This window comes from Planctomicrobium stercoris (genome assembly GCF_051465655.1).
Lineage (GTDB): Bacteria > Planctomycetota > Planctomycetia > Planctomycetales > Planctomycetaceae > Planctomicrobium.
Window position 1 is genome coordinate 978,008 of the sequence record NZ_CP195791.1, and the last position, 23,537, is coordinate 1,001,544.

Sequence of the window (23,537 nt, forward strand, 5' to 3'; positions counted from 1 at the left end):
AATGACGATTTCACAAATTCAGCCGCCTCTGCTCAACGCTCGCTGCAGCGGGCAATTCTCCGCATCGATCGGCTCGCCACGTCGATACTTCTCCAACAACCGTCGGGAGTGCATCGCCAGTTCCCGTCGAATTTCGCGGCGCTTCCCCTTCACCCGGGCGATCGGCATATGATCATAACCAGTCGTCTGATGTCGCAGCCACGCGATGACTGCCGACTCAGCCCGCTGCTCGATCGGAATTCGTTCCGTTCTGGCCACGGTGCCGCTGCCGACAGGCGTAGCGAGTTCGGTCACGGCGCTGGCGAGCCTCTCTGCCAGTGCCTGATAGCTGGGAGCGAAATTGAGGAAGGTCAGCACCGCTCCCCGAAAATCTTCTACATAAAGAGTTTGTTTTTTCTCCCGGCGGACTGAATTGGCCGCCTGACGTTTGGCGTAGCTGGGAGCAGCCCGTTCTATTTCCAGGTCGGAACGGATGGATGCAATTCGATCTGCCGGAGCCCAGATTCCTAGCGAAAAGGTCTTGCGTCCTTTCTTTTTCTGCATTGCCCAGGTGGGGCCGGCCGCTTTGACGCGGCGTGTCAGAGCGGCATCTCCAGGCGGGAGGACAACCCAACCGACAGGGACAGCGAGCAATTGACCATCGGGAAGCCGGACCGAGTTTTCGTTGGGGCCGGGGGAAACAATTCGATTCTGATCAGACATCAACTTTCAAAGACCTCAGGCGTAGAATAGTGTTGGGCGGAGTATGTCGCGGAACTGGAATTTCAGCAACATTTCCTGACCCGGGACGACCGATGTCAGAGCAGCAGAGCCTCCTTTTTCACTCGTTTCAGAAAGTTTCCAACTTGCTGCGTTTCTCAATCAGGTACACTGGCTGAGATGGGCGTTGAAGCGGGCATTCGAAACCGACGAGGAACGATCTCATGTCGCACAACAGTCACATTCCGCCGGGCTTCCACACCGTCAATCCGTATCTGGTCGTCTCCGACTGTGCCAAATTGATCGACTTCCTGAAAGTCGTTTTTGACGCGGAAGAGATCATGCGAATGCCCGGTGAGAACGGCGGGGTTCGTCACGCTGAGGTTCGAATCGGCGACAGTCCGATCGAAATGGGAGACGCCAATTCACAATGGTCTGCGATGCCCGGATCGTTGCATATCTATGTCACCGATACCGACGCTGCATATGTGCGGGCTCTGGCTGCTGGTGCCGAACTGCTCGCTGAACCGCAGGATCAGTTTTATGGAGAACGCTCCGCATCGGTCCGTGACCCTGTTGGCAATGTCTGGCACATCGCCACTAAGACTGAAGATGTTTCGGAAGAAGAGATGAAACGCCGGGCGGCCGAGCTTGCTGCGAAGTCGTAACATTCGTGACTGGTTACAGCACCCCACGAATGCGATTCGCCCGTGCGAAAGTGAAAGTCAAACATGCTCCTGATCAATGGCATCTGGCGCGAAGCGACCGGTGAGGAACTCTCATCGCAGAATCCTGCTGATGGTCAGACCCTGTGGCAGGGACGCGAAGCCAGCGCCGATGACGTCGATGCCGCTGTGCACGCTGCCCGAGATGCCCTGACAGACTGGGGACGGCGCAGCCTCGACGAGCGAGCCGGTTTTCTGAATCTGTTTCGAGAGCAACTCGAGCAGGAGAAAGAGAACCTTGCCCGAATCATCAGCCAGGAGGTTGGTAAGGCCCTGTGGGATGCCGCGACGGAAGTCCAGGGGATGATCGGAAAGATCAGCACCTCGCTCAAGGCGCTCAAGGAACGACGCAGCCCGCAGGAAGTGGACGTTCCGGGAGGACGGGGCTTCACCCGCTATAAGCCGCACGGTGCTCTCGCTGTTTACGGACCGTTCAATTTCCCGGGACATATTGCCAACGGGCAGATCATTCCTGCTCTGGCTGCAGGGAACACAATTCTCTTCAAGCCGAGCGAACTGAGTCCGCGAGTCGCTGAAGAAACGGTCAAACTCTGGGAACGAGCAGGATTGCCGCCGGGCGTTCTCAATCTCGTTCAAGGGGGGCGAACAACCGGGGAAGCATTGGCCAAGCATCCGGGCGTGAACGGTGTTCTTTTCACCGGCAGCCTGCAGACGGGAATCGCTCTCCGCAAGGCGCTCGTGGAGCAACCGGAGAAAATTCTCGTCCTCGAACTGGGAGGAAACAATCCGCTGGTCGTTCATCGTGTCCGTGACGTGGATGCCGCCGTGTACTGCACGGTGCAGTCCGCGTTCATCACTGCCGGGCAACGTTGCACCTGTGCAAGAAGATTGATTGTCACCGACGGAAACGAACAGTTTCTCACCCGGTTGCAGAGTGTCATCGAAAATCTTCGGGTCGCGGAACCGGATGCAGATCCTCAGCCGTTTTTCGGTCCACTCGTTTCGCCTCAGGCTGCGGACCGTGTGATCTGGGAGCAGACGCGTCTTCTCGAATCCGGAGCGAAGGCGATCGTCGAATCGAAGCGGTTGCCGCTGGGGCATGCCTATGTTTCGCCCGGATTGATTGATGTCACCAGCTGTCAGGTGCGCAGCGACCATGAAGTCTTTGGTCCGCTTCTTCAGGTGATGCACGTGCCGGACCTCCAGGCCGCGATCGTCGAAGCCAATCGCACGCAGTTCGGACTCGTTGCAGCACTTCTGTCCGATGATCGCGAAGACTTCGAGACCTTTTACGACACCGTGCAGGCTGGGCTCATCAACTGGAACAAACCGACCACGGGAGCCAGTGCCGAATTGCCGTTCGGTGGCGTGGGGCGCAGCGGGAATCATCGTCCCGCTGGAGCTTTCGCCGTTGATTTCTGCAATGTCCCCATTGCGTCGCTGGAGAGTCCTTCACTCACAATGCCTGCGAATCTCTGTCCGGGAGTCATGATGCCGTGAACGCCTTTGAAGTGAACTTCGACGGGATCGTCGGTCCGACTCATCATTACGGAGGGCTGGCTGCCGGAAACCTCGCTTCTCAGCAGCACCAGCGAACAGTGTCCCATCCGAAGGCCGCCGCTCTGCAGGGGTTGGCGAAGATGAAGCTGCTGGCGGACCTGGGACTGAAACAGGCGGTCCTTCCTCCTCAGCCACGACCGCACTGGGGGTTTCTGGAACGCTACGGGTTCTCAGGAACCGCTGCCGAAATCATCGAACAGGTTGCCCAGCAGCGCCCGGAGCTGCTTTCCATCGCCTACAGTGCTTCGTCGATGTGGGCCGCTAATGCTGCGACGGTCTCCCCCAGCCCTGACACTGCTGACGGCCGGGTCCACTTCACGCCGGCGAATCTGATCAGCGCGCCGCATCGCATGCTGGAGAGTGAAGCGACCACTCAGCTGCTGCGGACGATCTTTCACGATCATCATCACTTTGTCGTTTATGATCCGCTGCCGCACGATGAATTGCTCGCTGATGAGGGAGCTGCCAATCACACACGGCTCTGCCGGTCTCATTCGGAACCAGGTGTTGAGCTGTTCGTGTATGGAAGGGATGCGGAGGCGGACGTTGCTCTGCATCCTGTCAAATACCCAGCCAGGCAGACCCGGCTGGCCTGCGAGCGGATTGCTGCGCTGCATCAGCTTGACCACGAACGAAGATTCTTCGCGCAGCAGACTCCCGCAGCGATCGATGCCGGTGTGTTTCACAACGATGTCATCGCAGTGGGGAATGAGAATGTGTTCCTGTGCCATGAGCAGGCATTTGTCGATCAGCCGGACGTCCTGCAGAAGCTGCGAAGCGCGCTGAAAGGGGAACTGTATCTCCTGGAGATCCCGGCGAAGGAGTTTTCGCTGGAAGAGGCTGTCAGCACTTATCTGTTCAACAGCCAGCTGGTGACTCTCCCGGGGGAACCGAAACGGATGCTGCTGCTCTGCCCAGATGAATGCGAAAATCACCTCCGCGCGCGGAAGGTTCTGGACGCGATTCTGGCGGGGAACAATCCCGTCGGAGAAGTCCGGTTCGTGAATGTGCGTCAGAGCATGCAGAACGGGGGAGGACCCGCCTGTTTACGGCTGCGTGTCCCGCTGACGGAAAGAGAACTGCAGGCGATGGGCGGGAATCTGCTGCTGACGGACACTCTGTATGACCAGCTGACAGCCTGGGTGGACGAGTATTATCGCGATGTGCTGACGCTGGACGATCTGGCAGATCCGCAGCTGGCGGAGGAAGTTGAGCAGGCGATGGACGCGGTGAGTGGAATTCTGCATCTGTGAAAACGACTCGAGCCGCACCATCGAGTGCGGCTCGAACTCAATTTCGACTCAACGCGATCCGTTATGACGGGGGCACGCCGGGCTTGGTTCCGCCAGGCATCAGCAACATGGACATGGCCCGGCCGCTTTCCATGCGGGGAGGCTGCTCGACGGTGGCGACGTCGGCGAGCATGTTGATGATTTCCTGCAGGAGATCGCGGCCGCGGTCGTGGTGGGCGTTTTCACGTCCACGGAACACGACGTTGACTTTGACTTTATCCTTGCGGGCCAGAAACTCACGAGCCTTGTCCACTTTGACCTGGATGTCATGCTGACCGGTCTTGGCGCCCAGGCGGATCTGCTTGAGCTGGCTCTTGTGCTGTTTTGGTCCGACAGATTTTCGTTGTTTCTCGTACTGGGCTTTTCCAAAGTCCATGATGCGGCAGACTGGAGGCTTGGAGTCAGGACTGACTTCGACAAGGTCCAGGCCGGCATCCATCGCCATCTGCAGGGCGACGGGTGTTTCCATTTCCCCGAGCATTTCGCCGTCGGCACTCACCACGCGGATGGGGGTAATGCGGATGCGTTCGTTCATGCGGGGCAGGTTCGACTGGGTGCGGGCAACCGGTTGCGGCCGTCTGATGTTTTTCTCCTTTTCAAAATGGTCGAGGAAGAAAGGGTTGAGCCGCCTCGAGGAATCAAGACGGCTCAACCGCATTCACGAGTTCAATTAGTTTACGACCTGGACGTCGTTTGCACAGGGGCCTTTTTTGCCCTGGCCGACGGTGTATTCCACAGTCTGGCCTTCGTACAGGTTATCGTAGCTGGTGCCCTTCACCGAGGAGTGGTGGAAGAACAGGTCGCCCCGATCGCCTTCGATGAAGCCAAAGCCCTTGTCCGTCAGTTTCTTGATCTTACCCTGTGGCATTGCTGCAATCCTAAAAAAAATTCCTCGCCTTCCATACACCCTTTCAACACAAAAGGATGCCGGGAAAGCACCTGGAGCAGTGGGCCACAGGACTGACGTGGTTTAAATCAACTCAGCGACATTGTGTGGTGTTTGAGGAGACATCATGAAACGGACCCGAAAAAGCGCGTTTCACAGTGTCGGCCTCTCTGCTCGTAACATGTCGGATTTCCTCGAGGGAATCTGACACGTCCCACAAAATCCGGCGAACGACCGGCTTTTGGTGGCTTCATCAACACGGAATCGAAAGGACTGGGGACAAGTCATTTCTGACTCGATCCCGACTTTGCGCTCTCGACTCCCTGTTCTGTTTCCTTCAATCTGCTCGGCCCCAACTCATCGGGGTTGCTTAATATAATATGGTTGGTGTGATGTACAACCACGATCTGGCTGCCGATCACCTTTTTGAGAACTTCGCTGTGAGCGAGGCCCTTCAGTTTCCGGGATCATCCCGAAGGCCCACCGTGCGGTCTCCCGGACGGATGGTTCTGTTTCTTACATCAGGTCCCAGCGGGCCCGGGCCAGTGCACTCGGTGCCGATGCGGACCTGAGTTCGCTGCGTCCTTTTGCTTCGTTGACGATTAACTTCCGGCCCTGGAGTTGAGTTCCATTCAGCCGGGTCATTGCTTCGTCTGCGTCATCCAGGCTGCCCATGCGGACAAAGGCAAACCCTTTCGAACGACCTGTCACCTGATCCATCATCATCTGTACGCCGGACACTCGTCCGAACCGTTCAAAAGCGGACCGCACATCGGCCTCCGTCGCCTTGAACGAAAGATTTCCAACATAAATACTTGTCACTCAAAAACCTTCTTCCAATGTTTTCTTTGCTTCAGGGATCGCCTCGAGACCAAACGGGGAGGCTTCTGATCCAGTTGTTGCGGCGGCCGAAAATCCCACACGGGATCGTTTGCAAATACGCCCAGCTGCAGACAGGCGGGAGTGCGGAAACGGGAATCAGGACCCATGAACTTGAGTCCGGAGTTGTCGTGTTTTCGACTGCTTTGGAAGCAGGAAACAACGATGCATAAAGCAATCTGATGATCGGCGAGAGGGGCTGATAGAGCCTCTCGAACTGGGTCCGCAAATGACTTCTTCCCAACTGTTTCTTTTGAGCTGACTTCCCCGACGCGTCATTGCGTCTCTCTGAAATCAGCCTCCCGGTCCAGGCGACGCTTGAAAAGCATTGTCACCTTGAATCATCCACTCTTCTGACCGGCAGAGCGTTGCGCCGTAACACAAGAGGAATGATGACCTTCAACGAAAATATATCGAAGCTTTCGAAGTCTGACGAGACCGATTCTCCTTTTTTTGGGAAATACGGCAAATTTCGTAGGTCATTCCCGTCTCACACTTCCTCGCTGGCGAACTGCTCCGTTCGGCAGATCTCGCCATTGAGTCGTGCGAATTCGTCCAAATCTGCAACTTCAGCCGCGAAACAGGCGAATCGTCTAGCCAAGATCCGGCGAAACCGACAAATGTACCGGCCCATTCGAATTTTGGTTCAAGTTTTCGGTGTCGACCACATCTGACCCCTGTCAGCTCTCGCGACCCCGGAGATGCGAACCTTAAACCCACATCCGGTCGGTCCAACAGAATGGACTTGCCGGTCGGTCCTTATGCAGTGAAAGTGACGGCTCCCATGACTCGCGTCCGGTGGATGAGAATCAGCCGCCTGATGGCCTTTCTGGCGATCATTCCCATGGTTCTTCCGTGTGGGACATCACTGCGTGCCGCAGACCCAGCTCGGAGTGCCTCCGGGAAAACCGGGAAAGCAGCGCCGACCACTGGCACGAAAGCCTCCCCGGAGTGCCACCTCAGTTTTCTCCGGAAGCCCTGGCCGGAAGTCCTGCAGAAAGTCGCCGACGACACTCATTCCACCTTGGTGATGCCGGTGGAACCTCCCGGAGTTTTCAGTCGAACCGATTTCGGCAAGCACAGCCGCGAAGACGCTGTCCGAATTCTCAACCGGGATCTGGAGAAAGCCGGATTTCGACTCGTCGAGAACAATGAAAAGCTGGAGGTCATTTCGATCGAACGCAAGCAGCCGGAATACGAACGTCATACCGTTCAGCCCAACCGCAAGCCTGCATCGTCGATGGAAGCTCCGGTCGAGCTCTCCTCAGACGCCAGCACGAACGCCCGGGCCATTCAACGGGTGAATCATGAAGCTGCGGAATCCCGCCCGGCCCCTGTTGTCTCTTCCAGCACGATCAAGCCGACCAGCCGCCCCGCTCTGGAGATCGCCAAGCAGATTCATCAGACCTTCAAGCAGCGATCCCGCCTGGAGAACTCCGGTCCGCACGGCCTCCCTGCATTTGTCGTCGAACACTTCAAGGAGGATGCCGTCGAGGCCAAGCTGCCCTTGTTCGTCCTGGAAATCGATACCAACAACAATGAACTGATTCTCACTGCGGAAGAACCCGTGCAGGCGGGCCTCAAACAACTGATTCAGAAAGTTGACCTGAATCCGCTGGGGAACGAAACACTTCCAAAGCTGATGGCCGGGAACGGCACGACCGCAGATACCGGACGCAAGCTCGTCCAGCCTCTCTCTCTGATCGCACAGGTCCGGGAAGAAGGCAATCCCGCTGCCAAACCGCTGCTGGAGGAGACGAACGACCTTGTCCCCAGCGACGCTGCTCCCATTGCTCCACCGGCTCCACCCGCCGGGAACGAACCTGCAGCAGGCGGCATCGCCAGCGGCGGACTTCCCGCTCTGCTAGGTAACCTCAAAGGGGATGTCGCCATTGAGTCCCTGAACGATCTCGACCTCCTGATTCTGCGAGGCAATGAAAAGGACGTCGAATCGGTCATGCAGGTGATCCGGGCTATTGAACAGATGGCCATGGGAAGTCTGCCGGAAGTTCACCTGCTGCGACTGCGCTTTGTCGATTCCCAGTCGATGGCCCAGCTGCTCAATGACGTCTACACCCGCATGACTGAACTGCGGGCGAACAACGCGCAGCAAAGTCAGGTGGCAGTGCGAGTGGTGCCTGTTGTGACTCCCAATGCGGTTCTGATTCTCGCTTCCTCCAATGCCATTGAAGCGGTTCTGCAGCTGGCGGATGAACTCGATCAGGCGATCGATCCAACTCACGAAGTTCAGATCTTTCGACTCAAGCATGCGGTCGCCAGTTCGGTGGTCGAGATGCTCACCTCGTTCTACACACAGCCGCCCGTCGGCCTGGGAACTCGTCTGAAGACGGCCGCCGACCCACGCACGAACAGCGTGGTCGTTCAGGCCAATCCGCGGGACATGTCGGAGATTGCCGAATTCATCAAGGGGCTCGACAACGAGCAGGCAGCTTCCACCAGCCGGATGCGGATTTTTCCGCTGAAGAGTGCCGGTGCGGAAGATCTCGCAGCGTTCCTCAATAACGCTCTGCAGAGTGCTCTGAATCCGCCTCGCATGATGACCTCAACGACCGGCCAGCAGCAGCAACAGCAGGTCGGCACGAACACAGCGACTCAGCAGGCACGCGCCACTGTCCTCGAGTTCCTTGCGGAAGGGGGACAGGAACTGATCCGCTCCGGCCTGCTGAATGAAATTCGATTCAATGCTGATCCTCGCACCAACAGCCTGCTGGTCACCGCTTCTGAACAAAGCATGCCGCTGGTGGAAGAACTGATCCGGATGCTCGACCGGCCCAGCAGCGCTCTGGCGGAGATTAAAGTCTTCACTCTCAAGAATGCCGACGCCGTTAATGCCGTGGCGTTGCTCGATCAGTTGTTCAACGCCTCTCAAAGCCAGAATGCGGGGCAGGGGAGCCAAGGCAATTCCTTGGGGATGGAGCTGCTGGGAACCCAGGGAAGCGGCAGCAGCCTGATTCCTCTCCGTTTCTCGACCGATGCCCGTACGAATAGTGTGGTCGCCATTGGGGGAGCAGACGCTCTGCGAATTGTGGAAGCCATTCTCTACAAGCTCGACACGAACAACGCCCGCAATCGTCAGACCACAGTGATCAAGCTTCGCAACAGCCCGGTTGCCGATGTCGCTGCTGCTATCAATGAATTCCTCGCAGCCCAGCGGGAGCTGGCGACGATCGATCCTGATCGCATCAGCACCAGCCAGCTGCTGGAACAGGAAATCATTGTCACCGCTGAACCGATCACCAACAGCCTGTTGATCAGTGCAACCCCGACCTACTTCAAACAGCTGGAAGAGATTGCCAAGCGTCTGGATGCCGAGCCGGCCCAGGTGGTGATTCAGGCGATGATGGTGGAAGTGGTGCTGGATAACGTGGATGAATTCGGGGTGGAACTCGGTTTCCAGGACCCGGTTCTCTTCGCCCGCAGCGCAATTGCAGACCTTGTGACGACCACGACCACTACCGCTGTTCCGGGGGTCGGAAACGTGCAGACCACAAACATTGTTTCGCAGTCCGCCACGCCGGGCTTCAACTTCAATAATCAGCCGCTGGGGAACAACAACAGTGCCAGCAATCCGCAGACTGTCGGTGCCCAGGGCCTGAGTAACTTTGCGATGGGACGAACGAGTAATGAACTCGGATACGGTGGCCTTGTTCTCTCGGCCAGCTCCGACGCGGTGAGCGTCCTGATTCGTGCCCTGGCGGCCCGCCGCACCCTGCGGGTTCTCAGCCGTCCTCAGGTGCTCGCTCTGGATAATCAGCAGGCTCAGATTCAGGTGGGACAGGTGGTGCCGGTTCCCGATGGAACAACTTTGAGCAGCACCGGTCTGTCTCAGGTGAACGTGCTGCGAGATCCCGCGGGGATCATTTTGACCGTCAGTCCTCGCATCAGTCCTGAAGGACAGATCGTCATGGAAGTCGCTGCTGAAAAGAGTGCCTATCCCGATCTAAACAGTGGTGTCGCCATCGCTAACGACGGGAACGGGAACATCGTCTATGCTCCCGTCAAAGACATCACGACCGCCCGTACGACTGTGAAGGTTCCGGATGGGCAGACAATCGTGGTCGGCGGGATGATCACCAAGAACGATCAGGCTGAAGAACGCAAAATTCCCTGGCTGGGAGATCTCCCCATGGTCGGGAAGCTCTTCCGCTATGACTCCTTCCAGTTCCGGCGCACCGAACTGCTGATCTTCCTGACCCCTCGCATTGTGCATGGCGATGCGGATATGGAGCAGATCAAGCAGATCGAAGCTGGTCGACTGCACTTCTTCCAGGACGACGTGGAATCGCTGCACGGACCGATCTTCGGTGTTCCGCCTGATATGACCTACCCTCTGGACAGCCTTCCTCCGGTGGATGCCACTTCGCCCTCGAGCCTTCCGGCTCCGCGGTCTGGCAATCCTCAAGGCCCCCCGCCGCTCCCTCCGGCACCGGTTCCAAATACGATCAACCCGACTTCAGGGGTCAAACCCTTGAATGTCAGTACGAAACAACCCGCTGTGACACGTCTGGGTGAGGTGACGACCCCATGATGAATATGACTCGACGACTGCGGACAGGAACCCGCACCATGGAACGCTCTCAAAAATTCTCATTCGCTCTGCTTCTGCTGCTGATGGCTTCTTCAGGCTGTCAGATGTGGCATCAGGCGAAGCTGTCGACCGCGCCGATGGCGACTGCCGAACATCCTGTCGTCGAAATCATCTGTGTCTGGCAGCCGGGGGAAGGAACAGGCATGGACGGCCTGCCGACCCGAGGATTCGCCGGGCAGATCCTGTTCTTTGCGATGGGGGAAAAAGTCCCTGTCCGTGTCGACGGAAAAGTGCGGATTTACGTCTTCGATGATCAGGGAACCGAAGAAGAGCAGCAGAAGCCGATTCATCAGTTCGACTTCGATTCCACAGCGTTCCAGAGTTTCCTGACGCAGACCAATCTGGGGACGGCCTATCAGCTGTTCATCCCCTACACCCGCAAAGGGGACATGGTGGCCAACTGCACTCTCCGCGTCCGTTACTCTCCCGATGAAGGGAGCAGCGTCTATTCCAAGATGGCGACCGTCACGCTCCCAGGAACGGTCGCTCGCAAACCGAATCAGCCGGTCCAGGATGCAGCCACCTCTGACGCGAGGATGATTTCGGACCTGTTGCTGACTGCCGGTCAGACCGTCCAGCACGAGGGCCCGGGGCAGGTCACTCTGGCAGATGCTGTGCAGGAAGTTTCCGTCCAGTCCAACAGCGAAGACAAACGTCGCCTCCGCAATACCCTGACAGAAATTGCCAAGGTGAGCCCCGCGACCGCGACTCTCCCGGATTCAGGATCTGGGGAAACTGAAGTGCAGCGATCCGCTCCGCTGAAGCTGCATCCCTTGCAGGAAGTGTCTGAACCGGCCCCGGAAAAGAAGGTTGCAGAGAAAACAGACGCGACGGAAGTTGCGGAGCCCGCAAAAGCCGCCGAGTCACCGCAACCTGCTCCCGCATCGACACATCCGCTCGCGGATGACTGATGATGAGGCGGCTGCGCGGCCGATGAGAATCTGTAAAAACAGTGAAAAAGCGACCTGATCCGGTTGCTGCGGGGTTCAATCCGTGGACAATCTTAATGTGTCGGCATGGGGCCGATGGCAGGAGAAGCTGACGTGGTGCGAATACTATTGTCACTGACTGTTGTGGCGGGTCTCTTCCAGACGTCCGTCGCCTCGGCACAGTCTCTATTCGGTTCGTCCGGTGCCCTCGCCAATACTGCTTCATCCAACGCGGGTGGCGGGAATCGCACCAGTGGCAGCGGCATGTTCGCCTCCGGCAGCGGCGGCGGTTCTTCCCTCGGTGGAGGGGGCGGGGCCTTTGGCGGTTCCGGCGGTGGAATGTCCGGGGGATCCAGCAGCGGGGGCAGCGGAATGCTCGGCGGCACGTCGACCCTGACTCAATCAAACCTCAACGCCGGTGACGGTTCACTCGGAGCGACCATCGGCACCAGCGGGTTCGTCGGGCGAGGCGATACGGCCGGTCGATTCGTCGGAAGTCAGAACGCCTCCCAGCAGAGAATCAACAGTGCCGCCCAGCAGTTCTCTCAGTTTCAGAACCGAAACAGTCAGAACGCCAATACGAATACAAACACCCCGAGAACACTCATGCGGCCGCAGGTTCAACTCGGGTTCGTGCCTCCGAGTGATCTGAACGACAATCTCGTGGCCACGCTGCAGACACGACTGGAAGGACTGCCTGCGCTGGGCTCTCGCGCGGATGGAGTCTCGATGACAGCGGACAGCAACGGGCTGGTCACTTTGACTGGCACCGTCGCGAATGAAGATGATCGCCGGATGATGGAAATTCTGACTCGCTTGGAACCGGGCGTCCGCAACGTGCAGAACGACCTGAAGGTCACTCCGTAATTCGACTCAACGAGGGCCGTCATGCGTGGAATGATCGCAGCGTCAATGCTACTTCTCATGCTGACGCCATGCGCGAACGCAGATGGCTGGGGATCTCTTCAAGGGCAGTTCGTTCTGGATGGAGACGTGCCTCAAGTCCCTCCATTGATCAAGGTGTTTGCGCCGGGTGGAGGTTGCGGCCCGGGTCCGGCTCCCGATGACAGCCTGACGTTCGATCCGGAAAACCGTGGCATCGCCAACATCTTCATCCAGCTTGTCAAAACGCCGGACGAAATTCATCCGGATCTGAAGAACAGTCAGGAAGAATCCTTGGACTTCAACCAGCAATGGTGCCGGTTTGACCCCCATTGTCTGATCGTCCGCACGGATCAGACCGTCCTCTGCAAGTCATCGGATGGGGCTGTTCACAACGTTCACACCCACCCATTCGCAAATACGCCGGTGAACTTGCTGGTACAGGTCAACGACCAGGTGGGAGTTCCTGTTCAAATGCCCATCGCAGAACGGAACCCCGTCAAAGTGCAGTGCGACATTCATCCGTGGATGAGTGCATACTGGCTGGTGGTGGATCATCCTTACGCCGCCGTCACTGACAAAACCGGGAAGTTCACAATCAAAGATCTCCCTGCAGGCGAGCACGAGTTCCGGGTCTGGCACGAGCGGGCCGGGAGCATCGACAAGAAGTGGAATGTTTCGATCAAAGCAGACGAAACCACTCAGCTGCCGCCGCGGGAAATTCCTCTGTCCAGTTTTCAGAATCCCTGAGATTGAGCAAAGCTGACGGCGGTTTCGAGAAATTCCGCCCCTGCAGTCGCCCCTGCTTGCCGGATTGCATAGGATATGGTGTGTCCCGCGCCAGCGGGTTTGCGCACCGCAACCACCTGTCGTTCCTGACAGATTGAAACTGCAACCTTGATTGTTTAGAGGAAGGGATTTTCGATGATCCGTTTTGGCTTCTCTCTCGCGATCCTGCTGGGGATCTGTTCCCCGGTTCTCGCTGATGGCTGGGGTTCTGTGGAAGGGCAGATCATCCTCGATGGGGATGTTCCGGCCCCTCAGTTTCTGGTCAAAAAAGGGGACACCACCGTCAAAGATGCAGCTGTCTGCGCCAAAGACGGAGTCCCTGATGACTCCATGGCCTTCGATCCTGAAACCAAGGGGATCGCCAACGTCTTCGTCTATCTGCCGAAGGCTCCATCGAAGATTCATCCTGATCTCAAAGCCAGCGCTGAAAAGGAAGTGGTCTTCGATCAGCTGGGCTGTAACTTCCTGCCACACTGCCTGATCGTCCGCACAGATCAGGACGTGGTCTGCAAGTCCAGCGATGCTGTCGCTCACAACCTGCACACCAACCCGTTCTCGAACACCGCCCAGAACTTCATCGTTCAGCCGAACGATCAGACCGGAACCCCGGTGAAGATGGCGATCGCAGAACGCAACCCGGTGAAAGTCCAGTGCGACATCCACCCCTGGATGGGCGCTTACTGGCTCGTTCTCGACCATCCCTACGCTGCCGTGACCGATAAGGACGGCAAGTTCAAGATCGACAACCTGCCGGAAGGAACCCACGAATTCCGCGTGTGGAACTCCAAAGCAGGCAACATCGACAAGAAACTTGTTGTGAAAGTCAAAGCGGGCGAGACGACAACCGTCCCCGTGAAGAAAGTTCCGCTGGCCAGCTTCCAGAAGTAGTGAGCGGACAGCTTTCAGCGTTCAGCAGCCAGAATCATCCGGCTGCTGATAGCTGAGTGCTGGCAGCGGTGTTCGACGAACTCGAGTCGATCTGATTTTGAGGAGGTGGAGCAGGTGGTGTCCATCGAGGTGCCGGCGTTCCTAAATATTTGGAAATCCGAAGTACTTGCGTTGCCAAAAATCTGAATTCTTGTACGGCGAATCAGCATGTGGAAGGAAGTAGCTGATGACTTTGCGAAGGGTCGCAGTGGCAATTCTTCCGGCGACCTCTAGCGGAATCGTATCGCCACCTACAGTTGTTTTGTCCTTTTCTTGATGAGCACCGTGTGCGATCGCGCTTCTCAGATTGTAAAGATCGTGCGCGACCTTGAACGCTCTTCGTCGTTCCTCAGGTTCACTGAAGAGCATCGAGTAGTTTAAGGAGAAGCGGAAACTTAGCTCCGCCTTTGATCCGACCAGTAGTAGAGACTCTAGGCCAATTACTGCGTCAATGATCTTGTCTTCGGGTTTTATTCTATTCTCAGCATCGGCAAGACGAAAACAAGCCATCCGCATTTGCTTTTCATTGTTGCCCGATATCAACCGGGCATGTGCGAGTAGAGGGTCAATCTCTGCTGAGCTGAGAGAATAGGTTCCACATGGGATGTAGACGCCTCGCCCTGCGATGCCTAAGGCAAGTGGACAGAAGCTTGTTGCGGAAAAAAATATACAGTCATAACCGACAAGACCTTCCTTAAAGGTGCGGAGGCAAAGAAGAGTGTTTTCGAGCAGTGAGCTGGCGCGTTGTAACATTGTTTCACCAGCTTCATGAGTTCCTCCGAGGATTATCTCTTCTTCCAGGTGGCCTTCCAATACGAACTCGTAGGGGCCAGCAGTTTGGGGACGGAAGAAGCCGAGCGTTTCAATTGGACCACCATGATAACGTGAGATCTCATCTTCATTTAGTCTTCGAATCCTCAGGTTCGGAGGGAACTCAATCGAATTGCACTCCATCTGGAGATTGATCAGTTGGGCATGAAACTGTACATGGACCGTCTTGTTGACGATAAAATTTGAGGCCTCTTGGACGACAGCATCTACGACGTTCTCGTCGACTTCGAAGGTACGATGTTTGTTCCATATGTGCCACAGGCAATTAACTACAAAGTCCCCGTGAGTTTTTCCCCAATTCTGACCGCTTCCCCGAAAACCAACCGAACCATTGTATTCTGGGTGGCGATGAATAAATGATTCGACAAAGCCAACTTCTGTCGCTCTGATCTGACTTTTTGTTGAACGAAATAGTTGATGTAGGTCTGTGTCTATTCTTGTTGCTGCTTCCCAGTGTCCAACTCCTTTTTTCTTCCACGATCGGTAGCGACCAGTGAAGTTGCCTAGTTGTGATTGAAGAATAGGTAGGCAATTTTGAATCGATTCTTTAAGTCGAGCCTTTGATTCTTCGTGCATTGAGTTATTCCCCTGGAGAAGTCTCACAAACAGTTCGGTGCACGAAATGATATTTCACTACCCTGCTTTGCTCATCGCAATCTCAGTCAGTTAACGCTGGTTGCTGATAGCTGAGTGCTGTGTTCTGACCGCTGGTAGCTGCCGCTGCGTCGCTTAGCGCAGCTCTTCCCGTGCCAGTCGGGCGGCGGCTTCGGCGATTTTTGAGTCTTCGGCCACACAGGTGAGGTGGCCCATCTTCCGGCCGGGGCGGGCTTCTGTCTTGCCATACAGGTGCAGCTTCACCCCCGGGCGTTTCAACGCAGCCGCCCAGTTCGGCTGGCCTTTCTCGGGCCACAGGTCCCCCAGCAGGTTGGCCATCGCAGCGGGCTGTCTCAATGCCGTTGAGCCCAGCGGGAGTCCGCAGATCGCCCGGACCTGCTGTTCGAACTGAGAGGTCGCATGGGCATCGATCGTCAGGTGGCCGGAGTTGTGCGGCCGGGGAGCGATTTCATTGATCAACAGCTTGCCGTCTCTGGTCAGGAACAACTCGACGCACAGCACTCCGATGACGTCGAGTGACTGCATTACGGTGACAGCAATCTCTTTCGCTTCCTGAGCAATGGCTTCTGAAATTTCCGGAGCAGCTGCGATCGAGACATCCAGAATGTGGTGCTGATGCCGGTTCAGGATCGGGTCGTAACAGACGATCTCCCCTGCTGGATTCCGCACCGCGATGACAGAGAGTTCAAACTCGAAGTCGACCAGACTCTCGAGGATCGCCTCGGCCCCGTCGAACTCTTCCCAGACCGATTCCAGATCCTGCGAGCCGTCCAGCAGCTGTTGGCCCTTCCCGTCGTAACCCCAACTGGCGGTCTTGAGAATCCCTTTGCCGCCTGTCTTCTTCAATGCTGCTTTTAGCTCGGAAAGTGAATTGATGGCGGTAAAGTCGGCGGTCGGAAGTCCAAAGCTGCGGAGTGCGGTCTTCTCCCGCAAACGGTTCTGGGCAGCTTCGAGCACAGCCGGCCCGGGACGAACCGGGACAAGCTGTTCGAGTGTCCGCAGAGTTTCGACGGGAACATTTTCGAACTCGAGGGTGACGACCTGGACCCGCTGGGCGAACTCCTTCAGGCGGGGGAGATCTTCCCAGCTTCCGGTCCACTCTCGGTCTGCGATCTGCCCGGCGGGGGAATAGCCGTCGGGAGAGTAGACCTGCACGCCGTAACCCAAACGGCGGGCAGCCATCGCGAACATCCGTCCCAGTTGTCCGCTTCCCAGTACTCCCAGCGTGGATCCGGGAAGAATTGCCTGCGTCATTTTCAGTTCTCAGCGATCAGCGATTAGCAGTCAGGATTGTGTCGTTGGTAACGTTGCGTGAATTCGAGTCAAAGTGGCGGAGTGGGTGATGTCGCGGATTCGGTCTGGACGTCGTGCGCCCATGGATCATTCCCGCCGTCAGCAATCTGCTGGTTGCTGAATGCTGACAGCTGAGTACTCCTCACCAGTTGCATTCAGAGTCTTCCAGCACGTCAGCGGTCTGCTTCTGATGAAACTCGTGGAGCTTTGCACGGAGTTCCGGTCGGGAATTCGCCAGAATGCGGACAGCGAGCAGACCGGCATTTTTGCTTCCCGCTGCCCCGATGGCGAGTGTGCCGACAGGAATTCCCCCGGGCATCTGCACGATGGAGAGAAGGGAATCGAGACCCTGCAGGGCCTTGCTCTGCACCGGGACTCCCAATACGGGAAGGACCGTATGGCCTGCGACCATGCCGGGGAGGTGTGCTGCCCCGCCGGCCCCGGCAATGATGACTTCCAGTCCTCGCGATTCGGCGGTCCGGGCGTATTCCGCCATCCAGTCGGGGGTGCGATGTGCCGAAACGACCCGGCATTCGTGCGGAATTCCGAACTGCGTCAGGATTTCGGCAGCAGCCTTCATGGTTTCCCAGTCGGACTTGCTCCCCATAATCACGCCAACCAGGGGCGAGCTTTGACTCATTTCGGTTCTCCATCTTCCGCACGTCGCACTTCTTTAGATACCGCCTCAGATTAGAGGAATCCGGGTGAAGATTCATCAGGAGGGGGCGGGAAGGAGTTTTTGAACCATTGTCAGAAGGGGTTAAACCGCGAATCAGGCGAATTGAGCGAATTCCAATTCATTCGCCGAATTCGCTCAATTCGCGGTTCCATTCCGTGCTTTCCGTGTCTTCCGTGGTTCCTCTCCCTCCGAACCTCGATTCTGAAATGAATTTTTGAATTCTGGGCAGGTTTTGCAGCATTTACAAAATGGTCTTTTCCCATTTTGACAGGATCGGTAGACTGCGGGGAGTCGCCGGAGCGGCTTAAGGTTGAAGATCCATCTTTGGCGATGCCAGGATGAAGATCAGGAAAGGATTCCTGCGATATGTCTCGACATGGATTTCGGTTCGTCCACGCCACGTGCTTGTGTCTGGATGAACATCTCGTTGGCATCGGTCCACTCTCTGCGGAGGACCGTGCTCTGGCCGAAGATGCGACATTTCGGGCGTGGAATGGAATCGTCGACACCTGCATCGGGGCACAGGTCGAATTCCTGCTGCTCACTGGCAACTCGTTCAATGCCAAAACCAACAGCCTCCGCGCGCGGGTGGCACTGGAAAAAGGCTTTGAAAAACTGGCGGCTCACGACATTTCGGTCTTTGTCGTCCCCGGGCCGCTCGATCCACTTTCCGCGTGGAAGCGAAGTCTGCATCTCCCGCCGAACGTGACCCTGCTCAATGATGAAGATCACGAACCGGTCGCGGTCATGAGTGATCAGAAGGTGCTGGCTTCCATTTATGTGGTGGCCACCGCCCATTCAGATGAATCGAAATGGAGTGCTGCGGGTCCGGCCGCGTTTCAACGTCATCAGACCCCGTTTCGGATTGGACTGGTCGGAACGGGCACCCCTGTTCGCTGGGAAGGGGGCGAACCGGTCGCGCTGGAACATCACGACGGCGGGACAGCGGCTGCAACACTTCTGAAAACAGCCATCGAACACAAAACGGACTACATTGCCCTGGGTGAAGGTTTTCCGCTCACGGAATACCTGAAGTCGGGGATCGCGCATGATCCCGGCTGTGCGCAATCACTGTCGAATGAGGTTTGCGGTTCACGCGGATGCAGCGTCGTCAACGTCGATTCGACTGGCGAAGTCAGCATTGATGCTGTGGCGGTCGCTCCCATTCGCTGGGAAGACATTCCTTTGCATCTGGAGTCTCACACCAATCAGCGCGATCTGGTCGAGAAGATGGCGCTGACGATGCTGGAGCAGGTGCCGGACAATGACGAGCGGCTCTGGATTGTCACGTGGCGAGTCTCCGGTGAGGGCAAGCTGCTGGACAGTCTGAGCGAGCCAGCAGCTCAGGCTGAGCTGTGGAAGCAGCTTGAAGCGGAAATGACCGGCGAGCGGGCGATTCGCCGTGTTCATCGTCTGGAACGGGGGAGTCGAAAGTCTTCCGAACCCAGACAGCAGAAGGCAGGGGCAGCTGCCGGAAGTGGACTGTTGAACGACTTCCAGATCATCTTGAATGAGGGCCCTGACGCCCTGATTGAAGAAGTTCGTCGCGAACTGCTGGAACTCGACTGGATGAAACAGAACGACGCCCGCTTCATTCGTGAAGCGGTGCAGCACCTGTCACGGAAAAGTCTGATTCGGCGGGCTCAGACGCTGGCAGGGCAATGGTTGGAATAGACGTGGTTCAAGAGGGAACAGAGGCCCGGAGGCGGAGATCAGAAACTTCCTCCCGACTGTCCTCTGACAACTGACCCCTCCTCCAAGGACGGATGCAGATGCAGCTTCGAGATCTAGAAATCGACCGCTTCGGAGTGTGGCAAGATGTCACATTTCCGTTCAATCATCGCGGCGTGACGGTGCTGTACGGCCCGAACGAAGCCGGGAAGTCGACCCTGATGCGATTCATTCGCGGGGTGCTTTACGGGTTCCTTCCGCAGGATGAACGTTCAGCCGGTCCCAACTCCGAACCCGTGGAATGCTCCGGCACGCTCCGGCTGCATCATCAGGGACAGGATTACCGTATTCGCAGAACGTCACAGCCAGGAACCCGGGGACGCCTGGAGATCAACGGACGCTTCGTCAAGGACGATGATCCGGTGCTGCGGAATATCGTCGGCAATACCCCCGAAGCGATGTTTCAGAACATCTTCGCCATCGGGCTGAATGAACTGCAGCAGCTGGCGACTCTCAACGGAGATGACGTCTCCCGGCATATCTACGGACTCTCGCTGGGGCCGGAAGGGGAACAGATCTTCCGTGCGCATGCGGGATTTGCAGAAGACGAAAACCGGATCATCGGTTCGAAGCCCCGCGAAGGGAGCTTGTTCACGCACGTGACGAAGCTCGCAGCGATCGATAAAGAACTCTCGCGTCACGGACCTGCTGCGGAGAAATATACTCGGCTGCAAGGGAACCTGCACGACCTGGAAGATGAACTGGCGTCGCACCGCGACCGGCAGTCGATGCTGCAGGATGAACTGCGCGGACGGCAGTTTCTCACCCGCATCTGGGGCCCGTGGAAGAAGGAACGGGAACTTCAGAAGCAGCTGGCTCTCTTGCCGCAGGATGATATCGATCGTGAGATTCTGAATCAGTTCGACCAGCTGGAACTGCAGCTGTCCGAGATTGATGATCGCCGTAAAACACTGATCGCTGAGGCCAAGCAGCATCAGGCGGATGCGGAAGCGATTCCCAATCGACCTGAACTTGAAGAACATGCCTGCCAGATTCAGTCGCTGTTCGAACGCTCCCGCGTGATGCAGGGACTCGATCGGAGCCTGCAGTCGTCGAGCGGGGTTGCCGATCCCCGTGACCGCGCGGTTCAGGAACTGCTGGGCAAGCTGGACGGCCGATGGGATGTACGACGTCTGGAACAGACGGAAGTGACCGGCGAAACCTGGCGCCGATTGACTCAGCAATCGAATGCCTATCGCCATTCCGTCCGCTCCCGGGCTCGTCTGCTGAAGCGCTACAAACATCTCACGGGCGTGCTGAAAAAACTGCAGGCTGAGTGGAAGAGTCATACGAAGGAACTGGGCGATCAGTCGATCGGAGAGGCTCGCAAGTCGCTGCAGCGGCGTCTGCATGAACTCGAGGAACTCCGCAGCCTGCGAACGCGTCGGGATCACTTGAAGAAGACACTCGATTTCTTCAATCGAGATCTCGGGCCGAAGATGGTCATTCGCGACCTGCCTCCGTTCTTCTGGGTGATTCTGTCCTTCTTCACGTTTGCCGGAATCGCGTTGCTGTTCTCCGGGATCTACGCTGCCATGCGTGGATACACGGGGATCGTTTCCGGCGGCAAAACCGCGTGGATCGTCGGGGGCTGTTTCACGTTCCTGGGTGTGGCAGCGATGTCCACCTTCTGGGCGATGAAGGAATACTTCGAAACGGTCGACTTCGAACCGCCTGAAAGTGGTGCGGAACGAGAAGCACTCGAACACGAACTGCATCGTGTTGAACAGGCGATTGAGCGAGTCATCCGCCGGGAACATCAGGGACCGATCGGACCTCCGGGGCATCCCGATGCCGTTGCTGCTCCCGTGTCGGAAGAAGAGCAGATCAAACAGCTGCGACAGCAGTTGGTGGAACTCGACCAGCACGAGCCGATGGGACTGAGGATCGATTCACTCCGACGCCGTCTCAGCCAGATGCGGCTCAACCTTCAGGATCGTCAACGTCAATTGGGACGGGCCCGCCGGGACTGGACGGAAGCCCTGCGGCGCGTCGGACTCACCGAGACACTCAAAGTCTCCGAGGCCTTTGAACAGTGCCAGCTCGTCGCGCAGGCGCGCGACCTGCTCCTTGCAAGGAATTCACGAAGCGAGAAAGAACTCTATCAACGTCAGGAACTCGAAGCGTACCATCATCAGATCCGCGATCTGGCCGGAAAGCTCGAAGAGCGGACGTTCAAGCTGGGGGACCTGTACGAAGCGCTCGCCAACTGGGACAGAGAATTGAAGTTGCAGGGGGAACGTCGCCGCGAACGGCTGCGCCTGAAGCAGTCGGCGAAGGAAAAACGTCATCAATCCGCTGAACTCGTCAATCAGGTCGAACGGCTTCGGCGGGATCGGACCGCTTTGCTCAAGCGGCTGGGGGTTGGCGAACGCGGGGAGATTATCGCCAAGCTCGCTGCGATTGACGAACGTAATACCGTCGAATTCCAGCTGAAGGAAGTTCGTCAGGAAATCCAGAAGCTGGTCGATGCTGATTCGGATCTGGCGATCGTCGAAGATGATCTCATTCGCTATGACGCCGATCTCAACAGCTCAGCGATCGAGAAAATCCGTCATGAACAAAAGCAGCTGGAAGGAGCGATCCAGACCACGACAGCCTCGCTCGACAACCTGCGTCGGCAGCTTCACGCCATCGAAGAAGATCGCACGCTGACCTCTCTGCGGTTCGATCGCGAGCAGATTGTACATGCCCTGCAGCAGGCGACCGAGAACTGGGCTGCCACACGTCTGGCAGACAAAGTGGTCGATCGACTGCGGCGGCGGATCGAGCAGGACCGTCAACCGCAGATGCTGCAGGCAGCCTCCTCGTATCTCAAGCAGTTCACCTGCGGGAAGTATCACCGCATCTGGACCCGGTTGGGCGAAAAGGCCCTGTTTGTCGACGACGATCAGAATCAGTCGCTGCGTGTGGAACATCTCAGCAGCGGGACCCGTGAGCAGGTCTTCCTGTCGGTCCGACTCGCCATGATTCGAGACTTTGCACGCAAGGGAATTGAACTGCCGATGGTGCTGGACGACGTCACTGTCAACTTCGATCAGACACGGACAGAAGCGGCAGCACACACGTTGATGGAAGTGGCCCAGCAGGGACAGCAGATTCTGTTACTTACCTGCCATCTGCACTTCGCACAGATCTTCCAGCAACAGGGGCACGAACCGATCTGGCTGCCGGCATTACGAGCCGAAGCACAACTCCAGCGGTAAGAATTTTTTGTCAGACCGAACGCGAAGTTCACCCCCGAAATTCTTCCGTTCCGAATGCCCAGGGCATCCGGCCCGATCCCGCTCCGTCTCGACAGTCCTGTGTCTGCTTGTCGCTGGACTGTGGGGATGTATCGCGAATCGGAATCAGCAGGCGTCCCTTCCCAGCAAATTCGAAATCGAATCGGGCGATCTCATCATTCGTTCCGACCTCAAGATTGAATCCAACAACGAACTCATCACGCAGCTGAAGTCGATTCGCGAAGACCTGACGAATTCGCTGGAACTCCCCCCGGCTCATCGCCCGGTTGTCATTCATCTGTTTGGAGACGAACAGCGGTACAGCCAGTACATGCAGGCCCGGCATCCGAACCTTCCTCCTCGTCGGGCGTTCTTTATCGGTTCGCCCACAGAACTGGGGGTCTATGCTCACTGGAGTCCGAACGTCAGCGAAGACCTGCGTCACGAATATACTCACGGCGTTCTCCACGCCTCCCTGCGAACTGTTCCGCTGTGGCTCGATGAAGGACTGGCGGAGTATTACGAAACCCAGACCGATACTCCACGTCGATTGCATCGTGAGCACACGCAGCAACTGGCCATCGCTGTGAAGAACGGGTGGCGGCCTGACCTGGCTCGTCTGGAGAAGATTGAAGAGGTCCCCAAGATGGGACTGGCGGATTACCGCGAAGCCTGGGCCTGGGTCCACTATCTCATGAACGATGCTCCCGGTGGACGCGAGTTGCTGGTGAACTACTGCCAGGCACTTCGCAAATCAGATAAGCCACCGCGATTCAGCGCGGAGGTGGCCCGGCTCTTCCCCGACGCCGATATCCGGCTGGCGTCGTACATTACGTACTCGCTGACGGACCACGGCCGCGTTGTGTGGGCGGATGAGACGGGGAAGTAGTGGGAAGAGGGGGCAGGGCGGCCGCTTGGTGGGGTGGGGGATTTGTCATTTGTCATTTGTCATTGGGGATTGGGGATTTTGTCGTGGCTCCTCTCTCCTCTCTCAACACTCGACTCTCAGCACTCAACTCATACCAA

General features: G+C 57.2%; 18 protein-coding genes. 11 read left to right on the forward strand and 7 right to left on the reverse strand.

Annotated elements, in window-relative coordinates:
* Positions 1–18: 18 nt before the first annotated feature.
* Positions 19–702, reverse strand: coding sequence for a DUF2293 domain-containing protein (locus SH661x_RS03955; RefSeq protein WP_437228230.1), 684 nt, complete (start codon positions 700–702; stop codon positions 19–21).
* Positions 703–923: 221 nt separating this feature from the next.
* Between SH661x_RS03955 and SH661x_RS03960 the strand changes: the two genes are divergently transcribed.
* The 3 genes from SH661x_RS03960 to astB all read left to right on the forward strand — a co-directional run bounded on the left by SH661x_RS03960 (position 924) and on the right by astB (position 4,198).
* Positions 924–1,367 carry a VOC family protein gene (locus SH661x_RS03960; protein ID WP_437228232.1) on the forward strand — a complete coding sequence of 148 codons (444 nt, stop codon included), beginning with the start codon at positions 924–926 and terminating at the stop codon, positions 1,365–1,367.
* Positions 1,368–1,430: 63 nt separating this feature from the next.
* Positions 1,431–2,885 carry a succinylglutamate-semialdehyde dehydrogenase gene (gene astD, locus SH661x_RS03965; protein ID WP_437228234.1) on the forward strand — a complete coding sequence of 485 codons (1,455 nt, stop codon included), beginning with the start codon at positions 1,431–1,433 and terminating at the stop codon, positions 2,883–2,885.
* Entirely contained in the window at positions 2,882–4,198 is a 1,317-nt protein-coding gene (gene astB, locus SH661x_RS03970) for an N-succinylarginine dihydrolase (RefSeq protein ID WP_437228236.1), read from the forward strand. Before astD ends, astB begins: the two co-directional genes overlap by 4 nt.
* A gap of 61 nt (positions 4,199–4,259) precedes the next feature.
* Here astB and infC read toward each other — a convergent pair whose 3' ends face one another.
* The 3 genes from infC to SH661x_RS03985 form a co-directional block, all read right to left on the reverse strand.
* Complete coding sequence (gene infC, locus SH661x_RS03975) at positions 4,260–4,820, reverse strand: translation initiation factor IF-3 (protein ID WP_437231166.1); 561 nt, start codon at positions 4,818–4,820, stop codon at positions 4,260–4,262.
* Between the two features lie 87 nt (positions 4,821–4,907).
* Entirely contained in the window at positions 4,908–5,105 is a 198-nt protein-coding gene (locus tag SH661x_RS03980) for a cold-shock protein (RefSeq protein WP_437228238.1), read from the reverse strand.
* Positions 5,106–5,639: 534 nt separating this feature from the next.
* Positions 5,640–5,945 (reverse strand): RNA recognition motif domain-containing protein, encoded by a 306-nt coding sequence (locus SH661x_RS03985; protein ID WP_437228240.1) that lies wholly within the window; start codon positions 5,943–5,945, stop codon positions 5,640–5,642.
* An 841-nt stretch (positions 5,946–6,786) separates the two neighbouring features.
* Between SH661x_RS03985 and SH661x_RS03990 the strand changes: the two genes are divergently transcribed.
* The 5 genes from SH661x_RS03990 (at position 6,787) to SH661x_RS04010 (ending at position 14,099) form a co-directional block, all read left to right on the forward strand.
* Complete coding sequence (locus SH661x_RS03990) at positions 6,787–10,551, forward strand: secretin N-terminal domain-containing protein (RefSeq protein ID WP_437228242.1); 3,765 nt, start codon at positions 6,787–6,789, stop codon at positions 10,549–10,551.
* A 38-nt stretch (positions 10,552–10,589) separates the two neighbouring features.
* A complete protein-coding gene (locus tag SH661x_RS03995; RefSeq protein WP_437228244.1) occupies positions 10,590–11,522 on the forward strand; it encodes a hypothetical protein in 933 nt (310 codons plus the stop codon).
* A 114-nt stretch (positions 11,523–11,636) separates the two neighbouring features.
* Positions 11,637–12,407 carry a BON domain-containing protein gene (locus tag SH661x_RS04000; protein ID WP_437228246.1) on the forward strand — a complete coding sequence of 257 codons (771 nt, stop codon included), beginning with the start codon at positions 11,637–11,639 and terminating at the stop codon, positions 12,405–12,407.
* A gap of 57 nt (positions 12,408–12,464) precedes the next feature.
* Positions 12,465–13,172 carry a hypothetical protein gene (locus tag SH661x_RS04005; protein WP_437228248.1) on the forward strand — a complete coding sequence of 236 codons (708 nt, stop codon included), beginning with the start codon at positions 12,465–12,467 and terminating at the stop codon, positions 13,170–13,172.
* 174 nt (positions 13,173–13,346) lie between these two features.
* Positions 13,347–14,099, forward strand: coding sequence for a carboxypeptidase regulatory-like domain-containing protein (locus SH661x_RS04010; protein ID WP_437228250.1), 753 nt, complete (start codon positions 13,347–13,349; stop codon positions 14,097–14,099).
* A 141-nt stretch (positions 14,100–14,240) separates the two neighbouring features.
* Here the strand turns inward: SH661x_RS04010 and SH661x_RS04015 are convergent, their stop codons facing one another.
* From SH661x_RS04015 to purE, 3 genes are all read right to left on the reverse strand, one after another.
* Positions 14,241–15,545, reverse strand: coding sequence for a hypothetical protein (locus SH661x_RS04015; RefSeq protein WP_437228252.1), 1,305 nt, complete (start codon positions 15,543–15,545; stop codon positions 14,241–14,243).
* Between the two features lie 153 nt (positions 15,546–15,698).
* Complete coding sequence (locus tag SH661x_RS04020; RefSeq protein WP_437228254.1) at positions 15,699–16,838, reverse strand: 5-(carboxyamino)imidazole ribonucleotide synthase; 1,140 nt, start codon at positions 16,836–16,838, stop codon at positions 15,699–15,701.
* Between the two features lie 181 nt (positions 16,839–17,019).
* Positions 17,020–17,517: a 5-(carboxyamino)imidazole ribonucleotide mutase gene (purE, locus tag SH661x_RS04025; RefSeq protein ID WP_437228256.1), complete on the reverse strand. Its 498-nt coding sequence runs from the start codon at positions 17,515–17,517 to the stop codon at positions 17,020–17,022.
* A 405-nt stretch (positions 17,518–17,922) separates the two neighbouring features.
* On the opposite strand from purE, the gene SH661x_RS04030 reads away from it, so the two are divergent.
* The 3 genes from SH661x_RS04030 to SH661x_RS04040 all read left to right on the forward strand — a co-directional run bounded on the left by SH661x_RS04030 (position 17,923) and on the right by SH661x_RS04040 (position 23,400).
* Positions 17,923–19,230 (forward strand): metallophosphoesterase family protein, encoded by a 1,308-nt coding sequence (locus SH661x_RS04030; RefSeq protein ID WP_437228258.1) that lies wholly within the window; start codon positions 17,923–17,925, stop codon positions 19,228–19,230.
* Positions 19,231–19,328: 98 nt separating this feature from the next.
* Positions 19,329–22,493, forward strand: coding sequence for an AAA family ATPase (locus SH661x_RS04035; RefSeq protein WP_437228260.1), 3,165 nt, complete (start codon positions 19,329–19,331; stop codon positions 22,491–22,493).
* Positions 22,494–22,500: 7 nt separating this feature from the next.
* Entirely contained in the window at positions 22,501–23,400 is a 900-nt protein-coding gene (locus SH661x_RS04040; protein WP_437228262.1) for a hypothetical protein, read from the forward strand.
* The last annotated feature ends 137 nt before the right edge of the window (positions 23,401–23,537 follow it).

Bases quoted from the DNA above. Each gene is read 5' to 3' on its own strand.
- astD (WP_437228234.1), top strand. From the start codon at position 1,431: ATGCTCCTGATCAATGGCATCTGGCGCGAAGCGACCGGTGAGGAACTC.
- SH661x_RS04010 (WP_437228250.1), top strand. From the start codon at position 13,347: ATGATCCGTTTTGGCTTCTCTCTCGCGATCCTGCTGGGGATCTGTTCC.
- SH661x_RS04030 (WP_437228258.1), top strand. From the start codon at position 17,923: ATGTCTCGACATGGATTTCGGTTCGTCCACGCCACGTGCTTGTGTCTG.
- SH661x_RS04020 (WP_437228254.1), bottom strand. From the start codon at position 16,838: ATGACGCAGGCAATTCTTCCCGGATCCACGCTGGGAGTACTGGGAAGC.
- SH661x_RS03960 (WP_437228232.1), top strand. From the start codon at position 924: ATGTCGCACAACAGTCACATTCCGCCGGGCTTCCACACCGTCAATCCG.
- SH661x_RS03990 (WP_437228242.1), top strand. From the start codon at position 6,787: ATGACTCGCGTCCGGTGGATGAGAATCAGCCGCCTGATGGCCTTTCTG.
- SH661x_RS03955 (WP_437228230.1), bottom strand. From the start codon at position 702: ATGTCTGATCAGAATCGAATTGTTTCCCCCGGCCCCAACGAAAACTCG.
- SH661x_RS04000 (WP_437228246.1), top strand. From the start codon at position 11,637: ATGGCAGGAGAAGCTGACGTGGTGCGAATACTATTGTCACTGACTGTT.
- purE (WP_437228256.1), bottom strand. From the start codon at position 17,517: ATGAGTCAAAGCTCGCCCCTGGTTGGCGTGATTATGGGGAGCAAGTCC.
- SH661x_RS04015 (WP_437228252.1), bottom strand. From the start codon at position 15,545: ATGCACGAAGAATCAAAGGCTCGACTTAAAGAATCGATTCAAAATTGC.
- SH661x_RS03980 (WP_437228238.1), bottom strand. From the start codon at position 5,105: ATGCCACAGGGTAAGATCAAGAAACTGACGGACAAGGGCTTTGGCTTC.
- SH661x_RS04035 (WP_437228260.1), top strand. From the start codon at position 19,329: ATGCAGCTTCGAGATCTAGAAATCGACCGCTTCGGAGTGTGGCAAGAT.
- SH661x_RS03995 (WP_437228244.1), top strand. From the start codon at position 10,590: ATGGAACGCTCTCAAAAATTCTCATTCGCTCTGCTTCTGCTGCTGATG.
- SH661x_RS04005 (WP_437228248.1), top strand. From the start codon at position 12,465: ATGCTGACGCCATGCGCGAACGCAGATGGCTGGGGATCTCTTCAAGGG.